We start from the raw sequence: 17497 nt of genomic DNA on the forward strand, positions 1-17497 counted from the left end.
TGCTCTAGGGGAGCCTTGGTGCCGTGCTGAAAGGTCTCGACCCCGTCCTGACGCCGGACCTGCTCTGGCTGCTCGCCGCCATGGGCCATGGCGACGACATTGCCGTGGTCGACGCCAATCACCCGGCCGAGCGCATTGCCGGGGCGACGGCGACCGGCCGGATCATCCGCCTGCCCGGCCTGACCATGGCGCGGGCGATCCGCGCCATTCTCTCCGTGCTGCCGCTCGATGATTTCGAGCCCGCGCCGGTCAGGTGCATGCAGGTCGTCGGCGATCCCGACGCCACTCCCGATATCCAGCGCGAGGTCCAGCTGGTGCTGGACGCTGCCGCCGGCCGGGCTCAGCCGATGGCTGGGATCGAGCGCTTCGGCTTCTACGAAGCGGCCAAGACCTCGTTCGGCATCGTCCAGGTCGGCGATATCAGGCCCTATGGCTGCTTCCTGCTCAGGAAGGGCGTAATCACCGCCCCTCCGGATAGCGAGCCTCAGCCCTAAAGCTGGATGTCGTCAGGCAGCCCGCCGAGCTCCTTGAGCTTCACCGGCCGGCCCTGCTTGACGCTCTCCATCGCGGCGGCCCCGCAGAGCATCGACATGGCCCCGGCGAGCGCACCGGCGCGCTGGCCGAGCGGATCGGGCGTGCCCGGCCGGAACAGCATGTCACGCAGCCGGTCGTCGCCGCCGAAATGGCCGCCGCTGTAATGCGGCACGCGGATGCGCTCGACCTTGCCGAAATTCCGCATCAGCAGGATCTCGTCATGATCAGGCACCTCGAAGGCCTGGCGCTCATACTGGCGGATCTCGATGCGCCCCTTGGTGCCGTTGAAGGCGAGGTGGTGCCCCTCGATCGGCATGAAGGTGTTCAGCGAATAGGAGACGATGACGCCGTTCTCATAGCGCAGCATCGCCGTCATCGTGTCGGGGATGTCGATATCCTCGCGATAGACGCAGCCGTCGCGATAATAGCCGTCGACATCGGCCGGCTCGTCATAGAGCGCGGTGAGCCACGGGTCCTTGCTCATATCGAGATAGAACTCGCATTGGCTCGTGTGCGGGCAGGAGGTGCAGCGCTCGCCGCGGAACGGACCGTTGCGACCATAATTGCGTTGCGTGCCATAGGCGGAGACCTCGACCGCGGTCGATTCCAGGTACCAGTTCAGCAGGTCGAAATGATGCGTCGACTTGTGGACGAAAAGGCTGCCGGAGTTCCGCTCATAGGCGTGCCAGCGGCGGAAATAGTCGGCGCCGTGCTTGGTATCGAGATACCAGTGGAAATCGACCGAGGTCACCGTGCCGATCGCGCCCTCGCGCAACAGCTGCTTGATGCGCGCCGCCGTCGGCGCGAAGCGGTAATTGAACGTGACGTCGATCTGCCGGCCCGTGCGCTTCTCCGCTTCCAGGATACGGCGGCACTTTTCTGGCGTCGTCGTCATCGGCTTCTCGGTGATGACCCGGCAACCGGCTTCCAGCGCCTTGACGATGATCTCGTCATGGGTGTCGTCGCGGCTGCAGACGATGACGATCTCGGGCTTGGCAACAGCCAGCATCTCGTCGACATTGGTGTAGATCGGTGCGTTCGTGCCCATCTGCTGGCGCGCATGGCTGGCGCGCATCTCGTTGATGTCGCAGACGGCGACGAATTCCGCGCGGTCGCGCCAGCCGGCGAGCAGTTCCTTGCCCCACATGCCCGCACCGCGATGGCCGGTGCCGACCAAGGCCACGCGATGGCGCTCTTCATTCGCGGCAGGCGCCGCCTCCCTCGTCAAACTCGCCGCGTCCGTCATCACTACATTTCCTCGTTGGTCTCTTGCTTTTGAACCCGACGGTCGGTGCGCTGAGCCGGACTCGCCGGTCGCAGCCACCAGCCGTCAGACGAAATAGTTCGGGTACGCGACGCGCAGCCGGTCGAGATCCGGGATCACCACGTTGAGATGGGTCTGCATCGCGTCCCGCGCCGCCGCGACATTGCGGCTCGCAATGGCGTCGCGGATGAGCACATGTTCGCCGATGACCTGGTGCATGCGACCCGCGACCGGCAGGGTCAGCCGACGCGCCCGGTTGATCTGCACCTTCACCTGGCGCAGCAGCTTCCAGATGCTGGGATAGCCGGCGATCAGCGCGATCGTCTCGTGGAAGGCCTCGTCGGCCTCGTGGAACGCGTCGATATCGCCGAGATCGGCGAGCATGCGCTGGCTGGCGAGCTTGGCGTCGAGCTGGGCGATATCCGCGATCGTCGCGATCTCCGCCATGCGCCTGATCGCCGTATCCTCGAGCGCCAGCCGGATCACATGCGCCTCGGGGATCGAGCCGAGCGGAATATGCGACACGAACGTGCCCGATTGCGGAAAGATGTCGACCAGCCCGTCCTCGGCGAGCCGGATCAGCGCCTCGCGCACCGGCGTCTTGCTGACGCCGAATTGCTGCGTGAGCGCCTTCTCCTGGAGAGGCGTTCCCGGCACGAGGCGCATGTTGACGATGGCCTCGTAGAGATCGTCGTAGATCACCGTCGCGGTGGTGACGCGCCTGATCGATGGTCGGATTCCCGACATGGCCGATCGGCCCCGCGGGACCGGCCCTTCCGCAACCTCGTGCTCGCCTTGCGTTTCCATCTCTTATCCTGGTCGGGGATAGCCGCTCGATCCAGCTTTGACATACTAGTATCTTAGTGTATGAGTTTTTCAAGAGTTCAAAACTAGATGCTCGCATGGAACGCCACCCCGAAGGGTCACAGCTGAATGAAAGGCCGGCCGGGCGGCGCTCGTCCGTCCGGTCCGACGCAGTCAGCCTGTCATCGCTTCGTCGTGGAATTCACGTGCAATTTCCCCCGGAAGCGCGGCAGACTATCGCCGATGCTCCCCTGAGGAGCGGCGCAAGCGAGGATTATCGTGCCCGCGGTGCAAGCCGGGCTCATGCAGGCTACAGCGCGCTGACACGCGCCAACGACATCAAGCAAAAACAAATCTTGGAAACGCACCAGTCGAGGGAGAGAGTCGATGAAAGGCTATTCTGTTAGCCGCCGTGCCCTGCTCAAAGCCGGCACCGGCGTCGCAGCGGCATCGCTGCTGGGTTTGAAATCAGTATCCGCTCAGGAGAAGAGCATCAGGGTGTTCTGGTGGGGCTCGCAGGAGCGTGCCGACCGGACCAACCGCGCCGTCGACGCCTATAAAAAGGCCAATGCAGGCATCGATGCCAAGACCGAGTTCGCCGGCTGGTCCGATTACTGGCCGCGCCTGGCGACCCGCGTCGCCGGCCGCAATGCGCCGGACCTGATCCAGATGGATTACCGGTACATGTTCGAGTACGCGCGCCGCGGCGCGATCGTGCCGCTCGACCAGTATCTCGGCAATGCGCTCAAGATCGAGGATTTCGGCAAGGCCAACCTCGAATCCTGCAGCGTCGACGGCAAGCTCTTCGGCATCAATCTCGGCGTGAATTCCTCCTGCGCCGTCTATGACATGTCGGCCTGGGAGCAGGCGGGCGTCGAGCCGATGACCTTCGGCACGAACTGGGACGAGTTCGCCAGCAAATGCGCCGCCTTCGCCAAGGGCAACAAGCGCCGGCGCTTCTACGCCACGATGGATGCAAGCGGCCATGAACCCGCCTTCGAGCTCTGGCTCGTCCAGAACGGCAAGGTGCTCTACACCGAGGACGGCAAGCTCGGCTTCGACGAGAAGGACGCCGGCAACTGGTTCAAGTACTGGGCCGATCTGCGCAAGGCAGGCGGCTGCGTCCCGGCCGATGTCCAGGCGCTCGACAAGTCGACCCTCGACACCACCATGCTGACGCTCGGCCATGCCGCGACCGTGTTCCCGCATTCGAACCAGTTCGTCGGCTTGCAGCAGCTCAACAAGGCCAAGCTCGACATCACCGCCTTCCCGGTCACCAAGGGCGGCAAGCCGGGCCAGTATCTGAAGCCGTCGCAGATGTGGTCGATCGCCTCGGATTCGAAGCTGCCGGAGGTCGCGGCCAAGCTGGCGAACTTCACGGTCGCGGAGCCCGAGGGCACGAAGATCCTCGGTGTCGAGCGCGGCGTGCCCGCCTCCTCCGCCGTCCGCGAGCAGCTTGCGCCGGATCTCGACGACGTCAGCAAGAAGGTCGTCGACTATATCGGCAAGCTCGGCCCCTATACCGCCAAGCTGCCGCCCTCCCCGCCCAAGGGCGCCGGCGAGGTCTTCACGGTTCTCGAGCGCGTCAGCCAGGAGGTCGGCTTCGGCACCTCCCCGGAGGAAGGCGGCAAGAAATTCGTCACCGAGGCCCAGACGATCCTCAAGCGGGGTTGATCCGCAATGGTAAGTTATACCGCAGGCGTTGCGGTCGATAAGCGCCCGGCGAAGGCCGGGCGCTTCAGCCGCCTCTTCTTCGCCGGCAATGGCGCAGGCTACATGTTCCTGCTGCCTTGGCTGATCGGGTTCCTCGGGCTGACGCTCGGCCCGGCCCTGGCCTCGCTCTACCTGTCCTTCACCAATTACGACCTGCTGCAGTCGCCGCAATTCGTCGGCGCGGCCAATTACGTCCACATGGCGACGGCCGACGCGAAATTCGCCGCGGCGATGAAGGTCACCTTCATCTACGTCATCCTCTCCGTGCCGCTGAAGCTCGCCTTCGCGCTGGCGCTCGCCATGGCCTTCAACCGCGGCATCAAGGGCCTGCCGGTCTACCGCGCGATCTTCTACCTGCCCTCGCTGCTCGGCGGCTCGGTCGCCATCGCGGTGCTGTGGCGCCAGCTCTTCGCCGCCGATGGCCTGGTGAACTCGGTGCTCTGGCTTTTCGGCATCGACGGCCCGAGCTGGATCTCGAACCCGAATTATTCGCTCTACACGCTGGTCGTGCTCTCGGTCTGGCAGTTCGGCTCCCCGATGATCATCTTCCTCGCCGGTCTCAGGCAGATCCCGCAGGACATGTACGAGGCTGCCAGCATGGACGGTGCCTCGAAGGCGCGCCAGTTCTTCCGGATCACCTTGCCGCTGCTGACGCCGGTGATCTTTTTCAACTTCGTCATCCAGACGATCGACGCGTTCAAGGCGTTCACGCCGTCCTTCATCATCTCGGCCGGCACGGGCGGGCCGATCAACTCGACCCTGTTCTATACGCTCTATCTCTATCAGGAGGCGTTCGGCTTCTTCCGCATGGGCTATGCCTCGGCACTCGCCTGGGTGCTGGTGCTGATCATCGCGGTCTTCACCGCCTTCTCCTTCCTCTCGGCACGCTATTGGGTGCATTACGATGACTGATGCAGCGCACACCGCCGCGCCCGGCGATGCGCCGGAGCGGTCGGTCCTCCATTCCATCCTGATCCACGCCACGCTGATCGGCGTCTCGTTCCTGATGCTCTATCCGCTGTTGTGGATGGTCTCGGGCTCGGTGCGACCCGCCGACGATATCTTCGGCGGCCAGACCTCGCTGATCCCGTCGCAGGTCACGCTTCAGGCCTACAAGACCGGCTGGTTCGGCCTGCAGGTCTCCTTCGGCACCTTCTTCCTGAATTCGCTGATCATCTCGGTGCTGGCGACGATCGGCAACGTGCTCGCCGCCTCCGTGACGGCCTATGCCTTCGCGCGCCTCGAATTCTTCGGCAAGAATTTCTGGTTCGCGCTGATGCTGGGCACCCTGATGCTGCCCTATCACGTCACGCTCATCCCCCAATATGTCCTCTTCCTGAAGATGGACTGGGTGAACACCTGGCTGCCGCTGGTCGTGCCGAAATTCTTCGCGGTCGACGCCTTCTTCATCTTCCTGATGGTGCAGTTCTTCCGCGGCATCCCGCGCGAGCTCGACGAGGCCGCGATGATGGACGGCTGCAGCGCCTGGCGGATCTACTGGAAGATCATCCTGCCGCTCTCGCTGCCGGTGCTGGCAACCGCCGCGATTTTCTCCTTCATCTGGACCTGGGAGGATTTCTTCGGCCCGCTGATCTATCTCGGCGACATCCACACCTACACGGTGCAGATCGGCCTGCGCTCGCTGATCGACTCGAGCGGCACGTCCGACTGGGGCGCTCTCTTCGCCATGTCGGTGCTCTCTCTGATCCCGATCTTCCTGCTCTTTCTCTTCTTCCAGCGCCTGCTGATCGAAGGCATCGCCACCACCGGCATGAAGCGCTGAGGAGATTGCGATGAGGACGCTCGACTTCGCCGTCATCGGCATCAACCACGACCATATCAACGGTCAGATCGGCGCGCTCCGGCGCGCCGGCGCCAACTGCGTCGGCTTCCAGGCGCCGGAGGACGACCTGGCTGCTGCTTTCGCGGCAAAGTACCCGGAGATCCCGCGCGTTGCCGAGGCCGCCCGGCTCTACGAGGATCCGTCGATCCAGTTGATCGTCAGCGCGGCGATCCCCGCCGATCGCGCCGCGATCGCCATCGCCGCCATGCGCCACGGCAAGGACGTGATGCTGGACAAGCCGGGCATGACCAGCCTTGCCCAGCTCCTCGAGATCAAGGCCGTGCAGGCCGAGACGAAGCGCATCGTCTCGATCATGTATTCCGAGCATTTCGAGGTCGCGGCCACGGTCAAGGCCGGCGAGCTCGTCGCTGCCGGCGCGATCGGCGACGTCGTCAACCTGATCGGCATGGGTCCGCACCGGCTGCGCAAGCCGCAGCGCCCCGGCTGGTTCTTCGAGCGCGAGCGCTATGGCGGCATCCTGACCGACATTGCCTCGCATCAATGCGAGCAGTTCCTGTTCTTCGCCGACGCTGTTGATGCCGAGATCCTTTCGGCCTCGGTCGACAACCGCGCCAATCCCGACAAGCCCGGCCTGCAGGATGTCGGCGACATGCACCTGCGCACACCGAAGGGCGTCACCGGCTATATCGGCGTCCACTGGTTCACGCCGGACGGTCTGCCGACCTGGGGCGACGGCCGGCTCACCATCGTCGGCACGCATGGCACGATCGAGCTGCGCAAATATCTCGACGTCGCCGGCCGGCCCGGCAAGGACCATCTCTTCCTCGTCGATCGCGAGGGCATGCAGCATATCGACTGCTCCACGGTCGAGCTGCCCTATGGCGGCCAGCTCATTGCCGATGTCCTCAACCGCACGGAGACGGCGATGCCGCAGGCTCGCTGCTTCAAGGCGATGGAGATCGCGCTCAAGGCTCAGCACCTCGCCGAGACCGGCAAGCTGCCGAGCGAATATTCCCAAGAGGCTGCCTGATGAGCGAAGTGAAGTCCGTCGCGGTGGTCGGCTGCAATATCGGCCGCTCGCATATTTTCGAGGGCTATGCGCCGCGGCCCGAGCGCTGGCGTCTCGCCGCCGTCTGCGACCTCAACCAGGAGCGGCTCGACAAGGTCGCCGACGAGTTCTCGGCCGAAAGCCGCACCAAATATTTCGACGAGTTGCTGGGCCGCGACGATATCGACGTCATCGACATCTCGACCCCGCCGGCGACGCATTACGAGCTCGTCACCAAGGCGCTCGCGGCCGGCAAGCATGTCGTCTGCGAGAAGCCGCTGGTCGGCTCGCTCCGTGACGTCGACAGGCTGCTCGAGGCGGAGGCGCAGAGCGGCCGCATCCTGATGCCGGTCTTCCAGTACCGCTACGGTGACGGCGCCCAGAAGGCCAAGCGCATCATCGATGCGAGGCTTGCCGGCAAGCCCTATCTCGGCACGGTCGAGACCCATTGGAAGCGCACGGGCGCCTATTACGAGGTGCCCTGGCGCGGCAAATGGGAGACCGAGCTAGGCGGCGTGCTGATGACCCACGCCATCCATATCCACGACATGCTGACCTATCTGATGGGTCCGGTTGCGAAGCTCTTCGCCCGCGCCACGACCCGGGTGAACGCGATCGAGGTCGAGGATTGCGTCGCCGCCTCGCTGGAAATGGCGAGCGGCGCGCTCGTCGCCGCCAGCGCGACGCTCGGTTCGCAGAACGAGATCAGCCGCCTCAGGCTCTGCTTCGAGAACGTCACCTTCGAGAGCGGCGGCGCGCAATATTCGCCGGGCGACGATCCCTGGACGATCCTGCCGGCCGATGACGAGATCGGCGCGAAGATCGATGCGCTGCTGGCCGATTACCAACCGGTCGGCCGCCGCTTCCTCGGCCAGATGGATGCGTTCCACGAGGCGCTGAACGGGCGCGCGCCGGTGCCGGTGACGATCGCGGATGCGCGCCAGGCACTGGAACTGGCGACGGCCTTCTATGAATCGGCGCAGACCGGCAGGGACATCGCCCTGCCGATCGGCGCCGACCATCCGAAATACCAGAGCTGGCGTCCGAACGGGCACTGAACCCACAGAAGAAAACCACGCGCGATCGCTGTCACAAGGCCGGAACGGCGGCGCGATCGCCAAAATGCGGAGGACGAGATGTCGACGAGCATCAGGCTCAACAAGGTGGTGAAGCGCTACAGCACGGTCGAGGTCATCCACGGTATCGACCTCGCCATCGATCCCGGCGAGTTCGTCGTCTTCGTCGGGCCGTCGGGCTGTGGCAAGTCCACGCTGCTGCGCATGATCGCGGGCCTCGAAAAGATCACCGAAGGCGACCTGCTGATCGATGGCGAGCGCATGAACGATGTCCCGGCCTCGCAGCGCGGCATCGCCATGGTCTTCCAGTCCTATGCGCTCTACCCGCATATGAGCGTCTACAAGAACCTCGCCTTCGGCCTGGAGACGGCCGGCTACAAGAAGGCCGAGATCGACGAGCGCGTGCAGCGCGTCGCCAAGATCCTGAAGATCGACACCTATCTGCAGCGCCGCCCGCGCGCCCTCTCGGGCGGCCAGCGCCAGCGCGTCGCCATCGGCCGCGCCATCGTGCGTGAGCCGAAAATCTTCCTGTTCGACGAGCCGCTGTCCAATCTCGACGCCGAATTGCGCGTGCAGATGCGCGTCGAGATCGCCAAGCTCCACCAGGACCTCGGCAACACGATGATCTACGTCACCCATGACCAGGTCGAGGCCATGACCATGGCCGACAAGATCGTGGTGCTGCGCGACGGCGTGATCATGCAGGCGGGCGCCCCGCTCGAACTCTATAACCGGCCGACCAACCAGTTCGTCGCCGGCTTCATCGGCTCGCCGAAGATGAACTTCCTCTCGGCCCGGGCCGGCGCCGCCGGCAACACGATCGAGGTCGCCGGCCGGAACGTCTCCCTCGCGGCGACCCTGGGCGTGCGCCAGGACGAGCCGCTGACCTTCGGCGTCCGGCCCGAGCATATCGTCGTCGGCGGCGAGGCCGGCGAAGTCCTCGGCGAGGTCAAGGTCCAGCTCGTCGAGCATCTCGGCGGCGAGACCGTGCTCTACACCACGACGGCGGGTGGCGAGAACCTGACGGTCTCGGCCTCCGGCCAACTGCGTGTCAATCAGGGCGAGAACGTGCCGCTTCGCATCGATCCGGCGGCCTGCCACGTCTTCGACAGCCAGGGCATGGCGCTGCGGGCCTGACCGGACCTATCCGGCCTCGCCCACGCCATCGGCGCGATTGAGCTTGATATCGGCGCCTGCCGCCCAGGCGCCGATATCCTCGCGCCGCAGCGCCGCCGCCATGAGGCCGGGAAACAGCTCGGGCGTACAGGTGAATACGGGGGTGCCTCGCCCTGCGCACGCGCATGGGTCGGCCGCTCGATGCGATCGGCGCATAGGCCCGTCCGTCTCTGCGGCATGGCAGAGCGACGCTGCCCAGGCTTGGCCCCGCCCGCGAACAGGTCGATAGTCGCGCGTCACGACGAATTTGCGGAGACTGGACGATGACGACCCCTGCGGCGAGCCCTGAGCAGCAAGCCTATCGCACCCAGAACTGGGCGCTGACCAAACCTTCGGCGCGCGGACGCAACGGCATCGTCGTCAGCCAGCAGCGCGAGGCCGCCGAGGCCGGCGCCGCGATCCTCGAAGCCGGCGGCAATGCGGCCGATGCCGCCGTCGCCGCGGCTTTCGCGCTGGCCGCGGTCGAGCCCTGGAATAGCGGGCTCGGCGGCATCGGCTTCGCCGTCGTGCACAAGGCCAACGAGACACGGGCGCAGGTCGTCGATTTCGGGCCGATCGCGCCGCACCGGGCCGACCCGGCCGACTATCCCCTCACCGGAGTGATGAAGAACGACCTCTTCACCTGGCCGGAGGTTGTCGGCGACCGCAATATCCACGGCCCCTATTCCTTCTGCGCACCGTCCTCGGTCGCCGGCTATGCCAAGCTGAAAGAGGCTTTCGGCACGGCCATGCCAATCTCCGAGCTGCTGCAGCCGGCGATCGCGCTCGCCAGGCGCGGGCTTGTGCAGGACTGGTACACGACGCTGAAGATCTCGTCCTCGGCCTCGGTGCTGCGGCTCTACGAGGAGAGCGCCCGGATCTACCTGCCGAACGGCCTGCCGCCGGTGCCGCCCTATCAGGGCAAGCCGGGCTTCTTCCGGCTCGGCAACCTGGCATCGACGCTGGAGCACCTCGCCAAGGCCGGGCTTGACGATTTCTATCGCGGCGACCTCGCACGGCGGCTCGCTGCCGATATCGCCTCCGTCGGTGGCATTGTCGATGCGCAGGACCTCGCCGATTGCCGGGCCGTCATCCGCGAGGCTCCTGTGCTCGACTGGCGCGGCACGCACCTGCTCCACACCGCCGGCGGCCTGACCGCGGCTCCGACGCTGGAAGCGGTGATGGCTGGCATGGCCGACAGCAAGCCGCGACAGAATGGCGGCGACGCCGCCTGGTTCGCGACGCTCTCGCGGGTGATGAAGCAGGCCTATGCCGAGCGTCTCGAAGGGCTCGGCGCCGCCAAGCCGATGGCGCTGGAACCGGCAGAGACCTGCACAACCCATCTTACGGTGGTCGATGGCGAGGGCAATCTCGTCGCGCTGACGACGACGCTCCTCTCGTCCATGGGCAGCCGCGTCGTGCTGCCGGACACCGGCGTGCTGATGAATAACGGCATGATGTGGTTCGACCCGCGCCCGGGCAGCGCCAATGCAATCGCGCCCGGCGCGCGCCCGCTCTGCAACATGTGCCCGGTCGTGGTGACGCCGAAGGACGGGACCTGGCCGCGCGCGGCGGCCGGCGCCTCCGGCGGGCGGCGCATCCTCGCCTCCGTCTACCAGATGCTGGCCTGGACGCTGGATTGCGGCATGGATGTCGAGACTGCGGCGCATCAGCCGCGGATCGACGTCTCCGGCCCGGACGGCACGACGGCCGATTGCAGGCTGCCGGCAGAGACGATTGCGGCACTGGAGGCCGAAGGGCCGCTCAGCATCGTCGAGCACAGCGTCATGCCGATCAACTTCGCCTGCCCCAATATCATCGTCGTCGGCAAGGACGGGGCGGAAGGCTGCAGCGACGCGGCCTCGCCGAGCTCGGCGGCGGTCGCCGCCGGCACGATGTGAGCCCGACCCACGACGTCATGCTCGGCCTCGTGCCGAGCATCCACGTCTTGAACACTGCCCTCGATCAACGAAGACGTGGATGGTCGGGACAAGCCCGACCATGACGAGTCAGCCCGTTCCGGATATCAAACCCGCTTCAGCCCCCACGGATAGGGCGCCGAGCCCGGCAGCATGCCGGTGAGGTTCTTGCGATAGGCGGTCTTGATCACGAACTGGCCGAGCGGGATCGTGGCGCATTCCTCCAGCGCCAGCCGGCCGATCGCGACCGCCGCCTTCTTCTGCGCCTCCGGATCGGGGGCGAAGAGCCATTCCTCCGCCAGCGCCTCGGCCTGGGGGCTGGTCCACCAGCCGAACCAGCCGCTGGCGCCGGGGCCGCGCACCAGGTTCGACAGTGCCGGATTGCCCCAGCCGATCGCCGCGCCGGTGGTGTGGAAGATGCTCCAGCCGCCCTTCTCGACCGGCTCGCGGCTGTTGCGGCGCTGAATCACCGTGCCCCAGTCGCTCGCTGCCATCTCGACATTCATGCCGAGATCCTTGAGCAGCTCGAAAGTCACGTCGCCGAGCGGGCCGATATCGGGGAAGTCGGTCGGATTGATGATCACGACCTTCTCGCCATTGTAGCCGGAGGTCTTCAACACCGCCTTGGCCTTGTCCATGCTCTGCGGCATCAGGTCTTCGAGCTCGCCCGTGTAATAGGGCGTGCCGCGCCACCACAGGTTCCGGCAGATCTGCCAGGTCGTGGTGTCGTCGCCCTGGCTGGCGCGCATATAGTCTTCCTGCTTGACGGCGAGGCGGACGGCGGCGCGGACCTTGGGATTGTTGAAGGGCGGCTGCAGGTGGTTGAGCCGCATGATCGAGCCGCGGCCGGCCGTGTCGATCACCTCGCGGGTGATGTCCGGGCTCTTCGCCAGCATCGGCTGGAGATCGGCGAGCGGGCGCTCCCACCAGTCGATCTCGCCCTTGACCAGTGCATTGGCGGCAGTGGCGGGGTCGGGCAGGATCGGCCATTCGACACGCTTGAAATACGCGACCTTGCCGCCGGCATTGCGGCTCGGCGGTTCGCTGCGCGGCTTGTAGCCGTCGAACTTCTCATAGACAGCCTTGCTGCCCGAGACATATTCGGCGGCGACGAATTTGTAGGGGCCGGAGCCGGTCATCTCCGTGACCTGCTTGTTGGCGTCGGTCTGCGCCAGCCGCTCCGGCATGATGAAGGGCGGATTGTCGCCCTTGGCGAGGCAGTCGAGCATCATCGGGAAGGGGCGCGTCAGCTTGATCTCGATGGTGCGGTCATCGGCCGGGTTCCAGGCTTCGACAACCTTGGCGAGAAGCTGGCCATAGGGGTCGCGCTGGCACCAGCGCTTCATGCTGGCGATACAATCGGCGGCCTTCACCGGCGCGCCGTCGTGGAACATCAGCCCCTCGCGCAGCTTGATGCGCCAGGTCTTGCCGTCGGCGGAGATCTCGTGCCCCTCCGCCATCTGCGGCTGCGGCTTGAGGGTGAGGTCGCCGCCATAGAGCGTGTCGAAGACATAGTAGCCGTGATTATTGGTCACGGTCGCGGTGGTCCAGATCGGGTCGAGCGCCGTCAGGTTGGCCTGCGGCGCCATTTTCAGGACGTCCGGGCTGGCGCCTTGCGCCAGTGCCGGAAGCGACAGTGAGGGGCCGATGGCGGCGAGTGCCGTTGCCCCCTTCAGGAATGTACGACGCTTCATGCTCTCCCTCCTCTGTCACGGCTCCCGGCCGCTCTTTGTGATCAGTCGAAGCCGATGAATCCCGGTGCCTCTCGCAAGGGCCGTGCCTGCGCGAGCATGGCGATATCCGGCGCCGGGCGAGCGGTCAGCGGATCGCCCGCGAGCGCAGCCTCCAGCGCAGCCGCGACCGCGAGCACCTTGGCATCGCCGCCACGCGGGCCGACGATCTGCAGACCGAAGGGCATGCCGAGCCGATCCAGGCCCACCGGCAGCGAGATCGCGGGATGGCCGACGATGGTGACGGCATAAGCGCAGGCGAGCCAGTGGAAATAGGTCCGGGTCGGCTTGCCGTCGATCTCGGCCGGATAGAGCTCGGTCCAGGGCCGCGGGCTCAGCGTGATCGCCGGCGAGAGGATGACGTCGTAGCGCTCGAAGAAGTTTTGCCAGTTCCTGTAGGCGATGGTCTGCTGCTTCAGCGCCCGGACGACGTCGAGCGCACCGTAGCGCAGCCCCTCCTCGACATTGGCGCGGACATTCGGGCCGACCTTCTCGGGCGTGTCGCGCACGCGCTCATGCATGTTGGCGAGGAAGGAGAGCGCGCGCAGCACCTCGAAACTCTCATCGGTGCCGCTGCAATCCGGCGTCGCCTCCTCGGCCGCGGCGAAGAGATGGCTGAAACGGCCGGTCTTCTCGGCAAAGACCTCGCGGATATGCTTCTCGGTCGGCGCAAAGCCGAAATCCGGCGTCAGCGCGACCTTGAGCGAAGCGAGATCGATCGCGCCAGGCCGTGCGAAATCCTCGGGCTTGCGTACCTGCGCGCCATGCACGGTCGTCGCCAGCGGATCGATGGCAGCGTCCGAGACCATGGTCGAGAGCAGCAGGCAGAGATCCGGCACGTTGCGCGCCATCGGGCCGAGCACGCTAAGCGGATTCCAGCCGAAGGGGCGCTTGTCGCTTGGCACCAGACCCGGCGTCGGCCGGAAGCCGACAATGCCGTTGAAGGCGGCGGGGTTGCGCAGCGAGCCGCCGGTATCCGAGCCGGTCGCGATCGGCACCATATTGGTCGCAAGCGCGACGCCCGAGCCGCCGGAGGAACCGGCAGCGCTCTTCATCGGGTCGAACGGGTTCCCGGTCGCGCCATAGACGGCGTTGCGCGTATTGGCGCCGGCGCCCCATTCCGGCGTGTTGGTCTTGCCGACGATGATCGAGCCCGCCTTGCGCACGCTGGCGACGATCAGTTGATCCTTCTCCGGCACATGCTCGGCGAAGAGCGGGCTGCCATAGGTGGTGCGCAGGCCGGCGACGTCCTCGAGATCCTTGATCGCGATCGGCAGGCCGTGCAGCGGGCCGAGCGTGTCGCCACGCGCGGTCGCCTCGTCCGCCGCCGCGGCGGTGGCGCGAGCGCGCTCGTCATCGCGCGCCACCATGGCGTTGACCGCGTGGTCGACTGTGTCGATGCGCTTGAGGCAGCTATCCAGCAGCTCGCGGGACGACAGCTTCTTGGCCCCGATCAGGGCGCGCGCCGCGACGGCGCTGAGGTCGCAAGGTTCAGTCATCGCATGTACTCAGGCTGCGAGCCGTGTCTCGACGAGACGTGCCAGCAGGCTCGCCCCCACCGGCAGGATGCCGTCGTCGAGGATGAAGGCCGGGTTGTGCACCGGCACATTGCCGGCATGGCCGACCCAGCAATAGGCGCCTGGCACCGCGCGCAGCATATCGGCGAAATCCTCGCTGCCCATCACCGGCTTCGGCTCGGTCAGCACATTCTGCGCCCCGACGATCTCTGCCGCGACACAAGCCGCAGCCTCGGCCTGCGGACCGTGATTGACCAGCACGTCGAAAATGCCGCGGATATCGACCTCGATCTGGACGCCGAAGGTCTGGCCGATACCCGCCGCGATCTCGCGCATGCGCTGGCGCGCGAGTTCGGCGGTCTCCGGCGAGAAGGTGCGGATCGTGCCGGCGAGCACCGCCTCCTCGGGAATGACGTTATAGGCCGAGCCGGCATGGATCTGCGTGATCGAGACCACGGCAGCCTCGCGCGGGTCGGCATTGCGGCTGACGATGGTCTGCAGCGCGCCCGCGAGCGTGATCGCCGCGACGACCGGATCGCGCCCCTGATGCGGCATGGCGCCATGGCTGCCCTTGCCGGTGACCTTGATGTCGAAAAAGTCGGCGCCCGCCATAGCCGGGCCGGGGAAGACCGAGATCTGTCCCGGCTCGAGATTGGGCGCATTGTGCAGCCCGTAGATCTCGTCGCAGGGAAAGCGCTCGAACAGTTTGTCGGCCAGCATGGCGCGCGCGCCGCCGAGGCCTTCCTCCGCCGGCTGGAAGACGAAGACGGCCGTCCCGGTGAAATCGCGGTTCTCGGCGAGATAGCGGGCCGCGCCGAGCAGCATCGTGGTGTGGCCGTCATGGCCGCAGCCATGGAAGCGGCCGGGATTCTTCGAGCGGAACGGCAGGTTGGTCGTCTCCTCCATCGGCAGCGCATCCATGTCGGCGCGCAGGCCGATGCGGCGGCCGGGGCCGCCGCTGCCGGTCAGGATGCCGACCACGCCGGTCTTGCCGATATTGCGATGGACCTCGATGCCCCAGGAGGCGAGCTTCTCCGCGACGATCCCCGACGTCCTGACCTCCTCGAAGCCGATCTCGGGATGGGCATGGATGTCGCGGCGGATGGCGACGAGATCATCCTTGAAGGCTTCGATCTGGGGCAGGCTGGGCATGTGGAACTCCGGGTAAGCGAGATCAACCGAAAACGGGGCCGAGCGGGGCAGTGCGGATGCCGGGGCGCAGGCGCTTCCACGGCAGGTGGGACGGATCGACCGGCATCGGGCCGGGCGCGGCGCAGACGATGATGGTCTCGGCGATCGGCTCGAAATCGGCGCGGAAATGCACCGAGCTCTTGTTGACCAGGATCGCCTGCTCGGTCGGCTCGATACCGACCTGCCGGTACATCGCCTGATCGGCCATTTGCGCCTTATGCGAGCCGACGACGATGCGTACGCCACCGATACGCAAGGCGGCGGACGGACCGAGATCGAGGCGCGAGCCACCGTAATAGGGGCCGGGCGCGACGAACCGGCCGTCGGAGAGCTGCTCGACCAGGAACTCGCCGTCGAGTGGCGCATCGCCGGGAATGCCCGACTTGGCGCCGAGCGAGAGCCTGATCGTCGCGCCGACGCCGGCCCGATGCGCCGCAGCCGCGGCCTCAGGATCGACGATGACGCCGATCGCAGCCTTGGTCGCACCATTTTCCACGAGTGCGCGGGCCATGCCCATCGTGTCGGAATCGCCGCCCGCGCCGGGATTATCCTGCGTGTCCGCGATCACGATCGGCTTCGAGGCGCCTGCAGACAGCGCCATCGCCTCGCGCACGCCCTCGTCGGGCGCGAAGACCTTGCCCCGGAAAGCGACCTCGCTCGCCATGATGCGTGCAGCGACCGCATCCGCGGCGCGGTCGGCATCGGCCTGTGTCAGGCCATAGGCCAGCACGGTCGGGCCGCAATCGGCGAAATCAGCAGCCGGAAAGCCCGGCAGGAAGGAGAGCGTCGGCACGCTTTCGCCTTCGAGAGCAGCGAGCTCGGCATAGATCGTCCTGCACGGCTCCATCGCCGTCGCCTGCCAGGCGATCGGGATCAGATAGGGGATCTGCCGGAACGCTTTTGCATGGCGCGTAGTCGTACCGATGAGGCCAGCCAGATAGGCGGTGGCGCGGCTGCCTGTCTCGGCCATGTCGACATGCGGATAGGTGCGGTAGGCGACGAGCGCATCCGCCATCGCCATCATCAGCGGCGTGACATTGCCGTGCAGATCGAGGGCAGCGACGAGCGGAACCTCGGGGCCGATGGCGGCGCGCACGCGCCTGAGCGTCTCGCCCTCGCCGTCCTCATAGGCCTCGCTGACCATGGCGCCATGCAGATCGAGGAAGACGCCGTCGAGCGGCAGCGCCGCCTTGATGCGCTCGACCAATTCACCGAGCAGTGCCTCGAAAGCCTCCGCCGTAACATGCGCGGATGGGCTCGCGGCGCACCAGTGCGTCGGGATGATCTCCCAGCCCAGGCCCTTCGCCGTCTCGACGAAGCCTGCGGCGGCGACATTGACATTGTGGACGGCGGCAAAGACCGCCTCGCCCCGAGCCAGCCCCGGCCAGCCGCCACCCTGGACGAAGGCCGCCAGATCCGCCTTGCTCGGCGCAAAGGTGTTCGTCTCGTGCAGGAAACCGCCAAAGGCGATACGTGGCGACATCAAGAGGCTCCGCCAGGACCGGGACAGGCGCAGCAGGTAATCATGCCCTGAGCCGGCGACCAAGGGCGAATTCTCGCCGCAGCTTGCTCATGCGGTAAGCAGCAACGGGAATCGCCGCTCACCGGCTGCGGCATAGGCCATGCTCAGCGCAAGCAAGCTGTCGAATTTGATCGTCAGCCCCTGAGCAGCGCGCAGAGCCCGTCCGCACCGAGCGCCCGGTTGGCGCCGCGTGACCAGCGGGCGATCCGCGAATGCATCC

General features: G+C 66.3%; 14 protein-coding genes. 8 read left to right on the plus strand and 6 right to left on the minus strand.

Annotation, left to right across the window (positions count from 1 at the left end):
* Positions 1-23 precede the first annotated feature (23 nt).
* Positions 24-494 (plus strand): RbsD/FucU family protein, encoded by a 471-nt coding sequence (locus EV560_RS10020; protein ID WP_131855621.1) that lies wholly within the window; start codon positions 24-26, stop codon positions 492-494.
* Here the strand turns inward: EV560_RS10020 and EV560_RS10025 are convergent.
* Complete coding sequence (locus EV560_RS10025; RefSeq protein ID WP_131855622.1) at positions 491-1780, minus strand: Gfo/Idh/MocA family protein; 1290 nt, start codon at positions 1778-1780, stop codon at positions 491-493. The genes EV560_RS10020 and EV560_RS10025 overlap by 4 nt on opposite strands.
* Before the next feature lie 84 nt (positions 1781-1864).
* A complete protein-coding gene (locus EV560_RS10030; RefSeq protein WP_131855623.1) occupies positions 1865-2545 on the minus strand; it encodes a GntR family transcriptional regulator in 681 nt (226 codons plus the stop codon).
* 444 nt (positions 2546-2989) lie between these two features.
* Between EV560_RS10030 and EV560_RS10035 the strand changes: the two genes are divergently transcribed.
* The 7 genes from EV560_RS10035 (at position 2990) to EV560_RS10070 (ending at position 11299) form a co-directional block, all read left to right on the plus strand.
* Positions 2990-4276: an ABC transporter substrate-binding protein gene (locus EV560_RS10035; RefSeq protein WP_131855624.1), complete on the plus strand. Its 1287-nt coding sequence runs from the start codon at positions 2990-2992 to the stop codon at positions 4274-4276.
* Positions 4277-4282: 6 nt separating this feature from the next.
* The gene (locus tag EV560_RS10040) at positions 4283-5227 is read left to right on the plus strand and encodes a carbohydrate ABC transporter permease (protein ID WP_131855625.1); all 945 of its coding nucleotides are present in this window, start codon (positions 4283-4285) and stop codon (positions 5225-5227) included.
* Positions 5220-6098 carry a carbohydrate ABC transporter permease gene (locus EV560_RS10045; protein WP_131855626.1) on the plus strand — a complete coding sequence of 293 codons (879 nt, stop codon included), beginning with the start codon at positions 5220-5222 and terminating at the stop codon, positions 6096-6098. The genes EV560_RS10040 and EV560_RS10045 overlap by 8 nt, the downstream gene beginning before the upstream one ends.
* Before the next feature lie 10 nt (positions 6099-6108).
* Positions 6109-7149 carry a Gfo/Idh/MocA family protein gene (locus tag EV560_RS10050; protein ID WP_131855627.1) on the plus strand — a complete coding sequence of 347 codons (1041 nt, stop codon included), beginning with the start codon at positions 6109-6111 and terminating at the stop codon, positions 7147-7149.
* Entirely contained in the window at positions 7149-8225 is a 1077-nt protein-coding gene (locus EV560_RS10055) for a Gfo/Idh/MocA family protein (RefSeq protein WP_131855628.1), read from the plus strand. The genes EV560_RS10050 and EV560_RS10055 overlap by 1 nt, the downstream gene beginning before the upstream one ends.
* Positions 8226-8303: 78 nt before the next feature.
* Complete coding sequence (locus tag EV560_RS10060; protein ID WP_131855629.1) at positions 8304-9380, plus strand: ABC transporter ATP-binding protein; 1077 nt, start codon at positions 8304-8306, stop codon at positions 9378-9380.
* A 302-nt stretch (positions 9381-9682) separates the two neighbouring features.
* The gene (locus EV560_RS10070) at positions 9683-11299 is read left to right on the plus strand and encodes a gamma-glutamyltransferase (RefSeq protein ID WP_131855631.1); all 1617 of its coding nucleotides are present in this window, start codon (positions 9683-9685) and stop codon (positions 11297-11299) included.
* A gap of 125 nt (positions 11300-11424) precedes the next feature.
* Here the strand turns inward: EV560_RS10070 and EV560_RS10075 are convergent, their stop codons facing one another.
* From EV560_RS10075 to EV560_RS10090, 4 genes are read right to left on the minus strand one after another with little or no spacing between them, the layout of a single operon-like run.
* Positions 11425-13011 carry an ABC transporter substrate-binding protein gene (locus tag EV560_RS10075; protein ID WP_131855632.1) on the minus strand — a complete coding sequence of 529 codons (1587 nt, stop codon included), beginning with the start codon at positions 13009-13011 and terminating at the stop codon, positions 11425-11427.
* A 41-nt stretch (positions 13012-13052) separates the two neighbouring features.
* Positions 13053-14546 carry an amidase gene (locus tag EV560_RS10080; protein ID WP_131855633.1) on the minus strand — a complete coding sequence of 498 codons (1494 nt, stop codon included), beginning with the start codon at positions 14544-14546 and terminating at the stop codon, positions 13053-13055.
* A gap of 9 nt (positions 14547-14555) precedes the next feature.
* A complete protein-coding gene (locus tag EV560_RS10085) occupies positions 14556-15716 on the minus strand; it encodes a M20 aminoacylase family protein (protein ID WP_131855634.1) in 1161 nt (386 codons plus the stop codon).
* Between the two features lie 22 nt (positions 15717-15738).
* Positions 15739-17238: a M81 family metallopeptidase gene (locus EV560_RS10090; RefSeq protein WP_131855635.1), complete on the minus strand. Its 1500-nt coding sequence runs from the start codon at positions 17236-17238 to the stop codon at positions 15739-15741.
* Positions 17239-17497 lie beyond the last annotated feature (259 nt).

Source organism: Allobosea sp. BK604, from assembly GCF_004341515.1.
Taxonomy (GTDB): Bacteria; Pseudomonadota; Alphaproteobacteria; order Rhizobiales; family Beijerinckiaceae; genus Allobosea.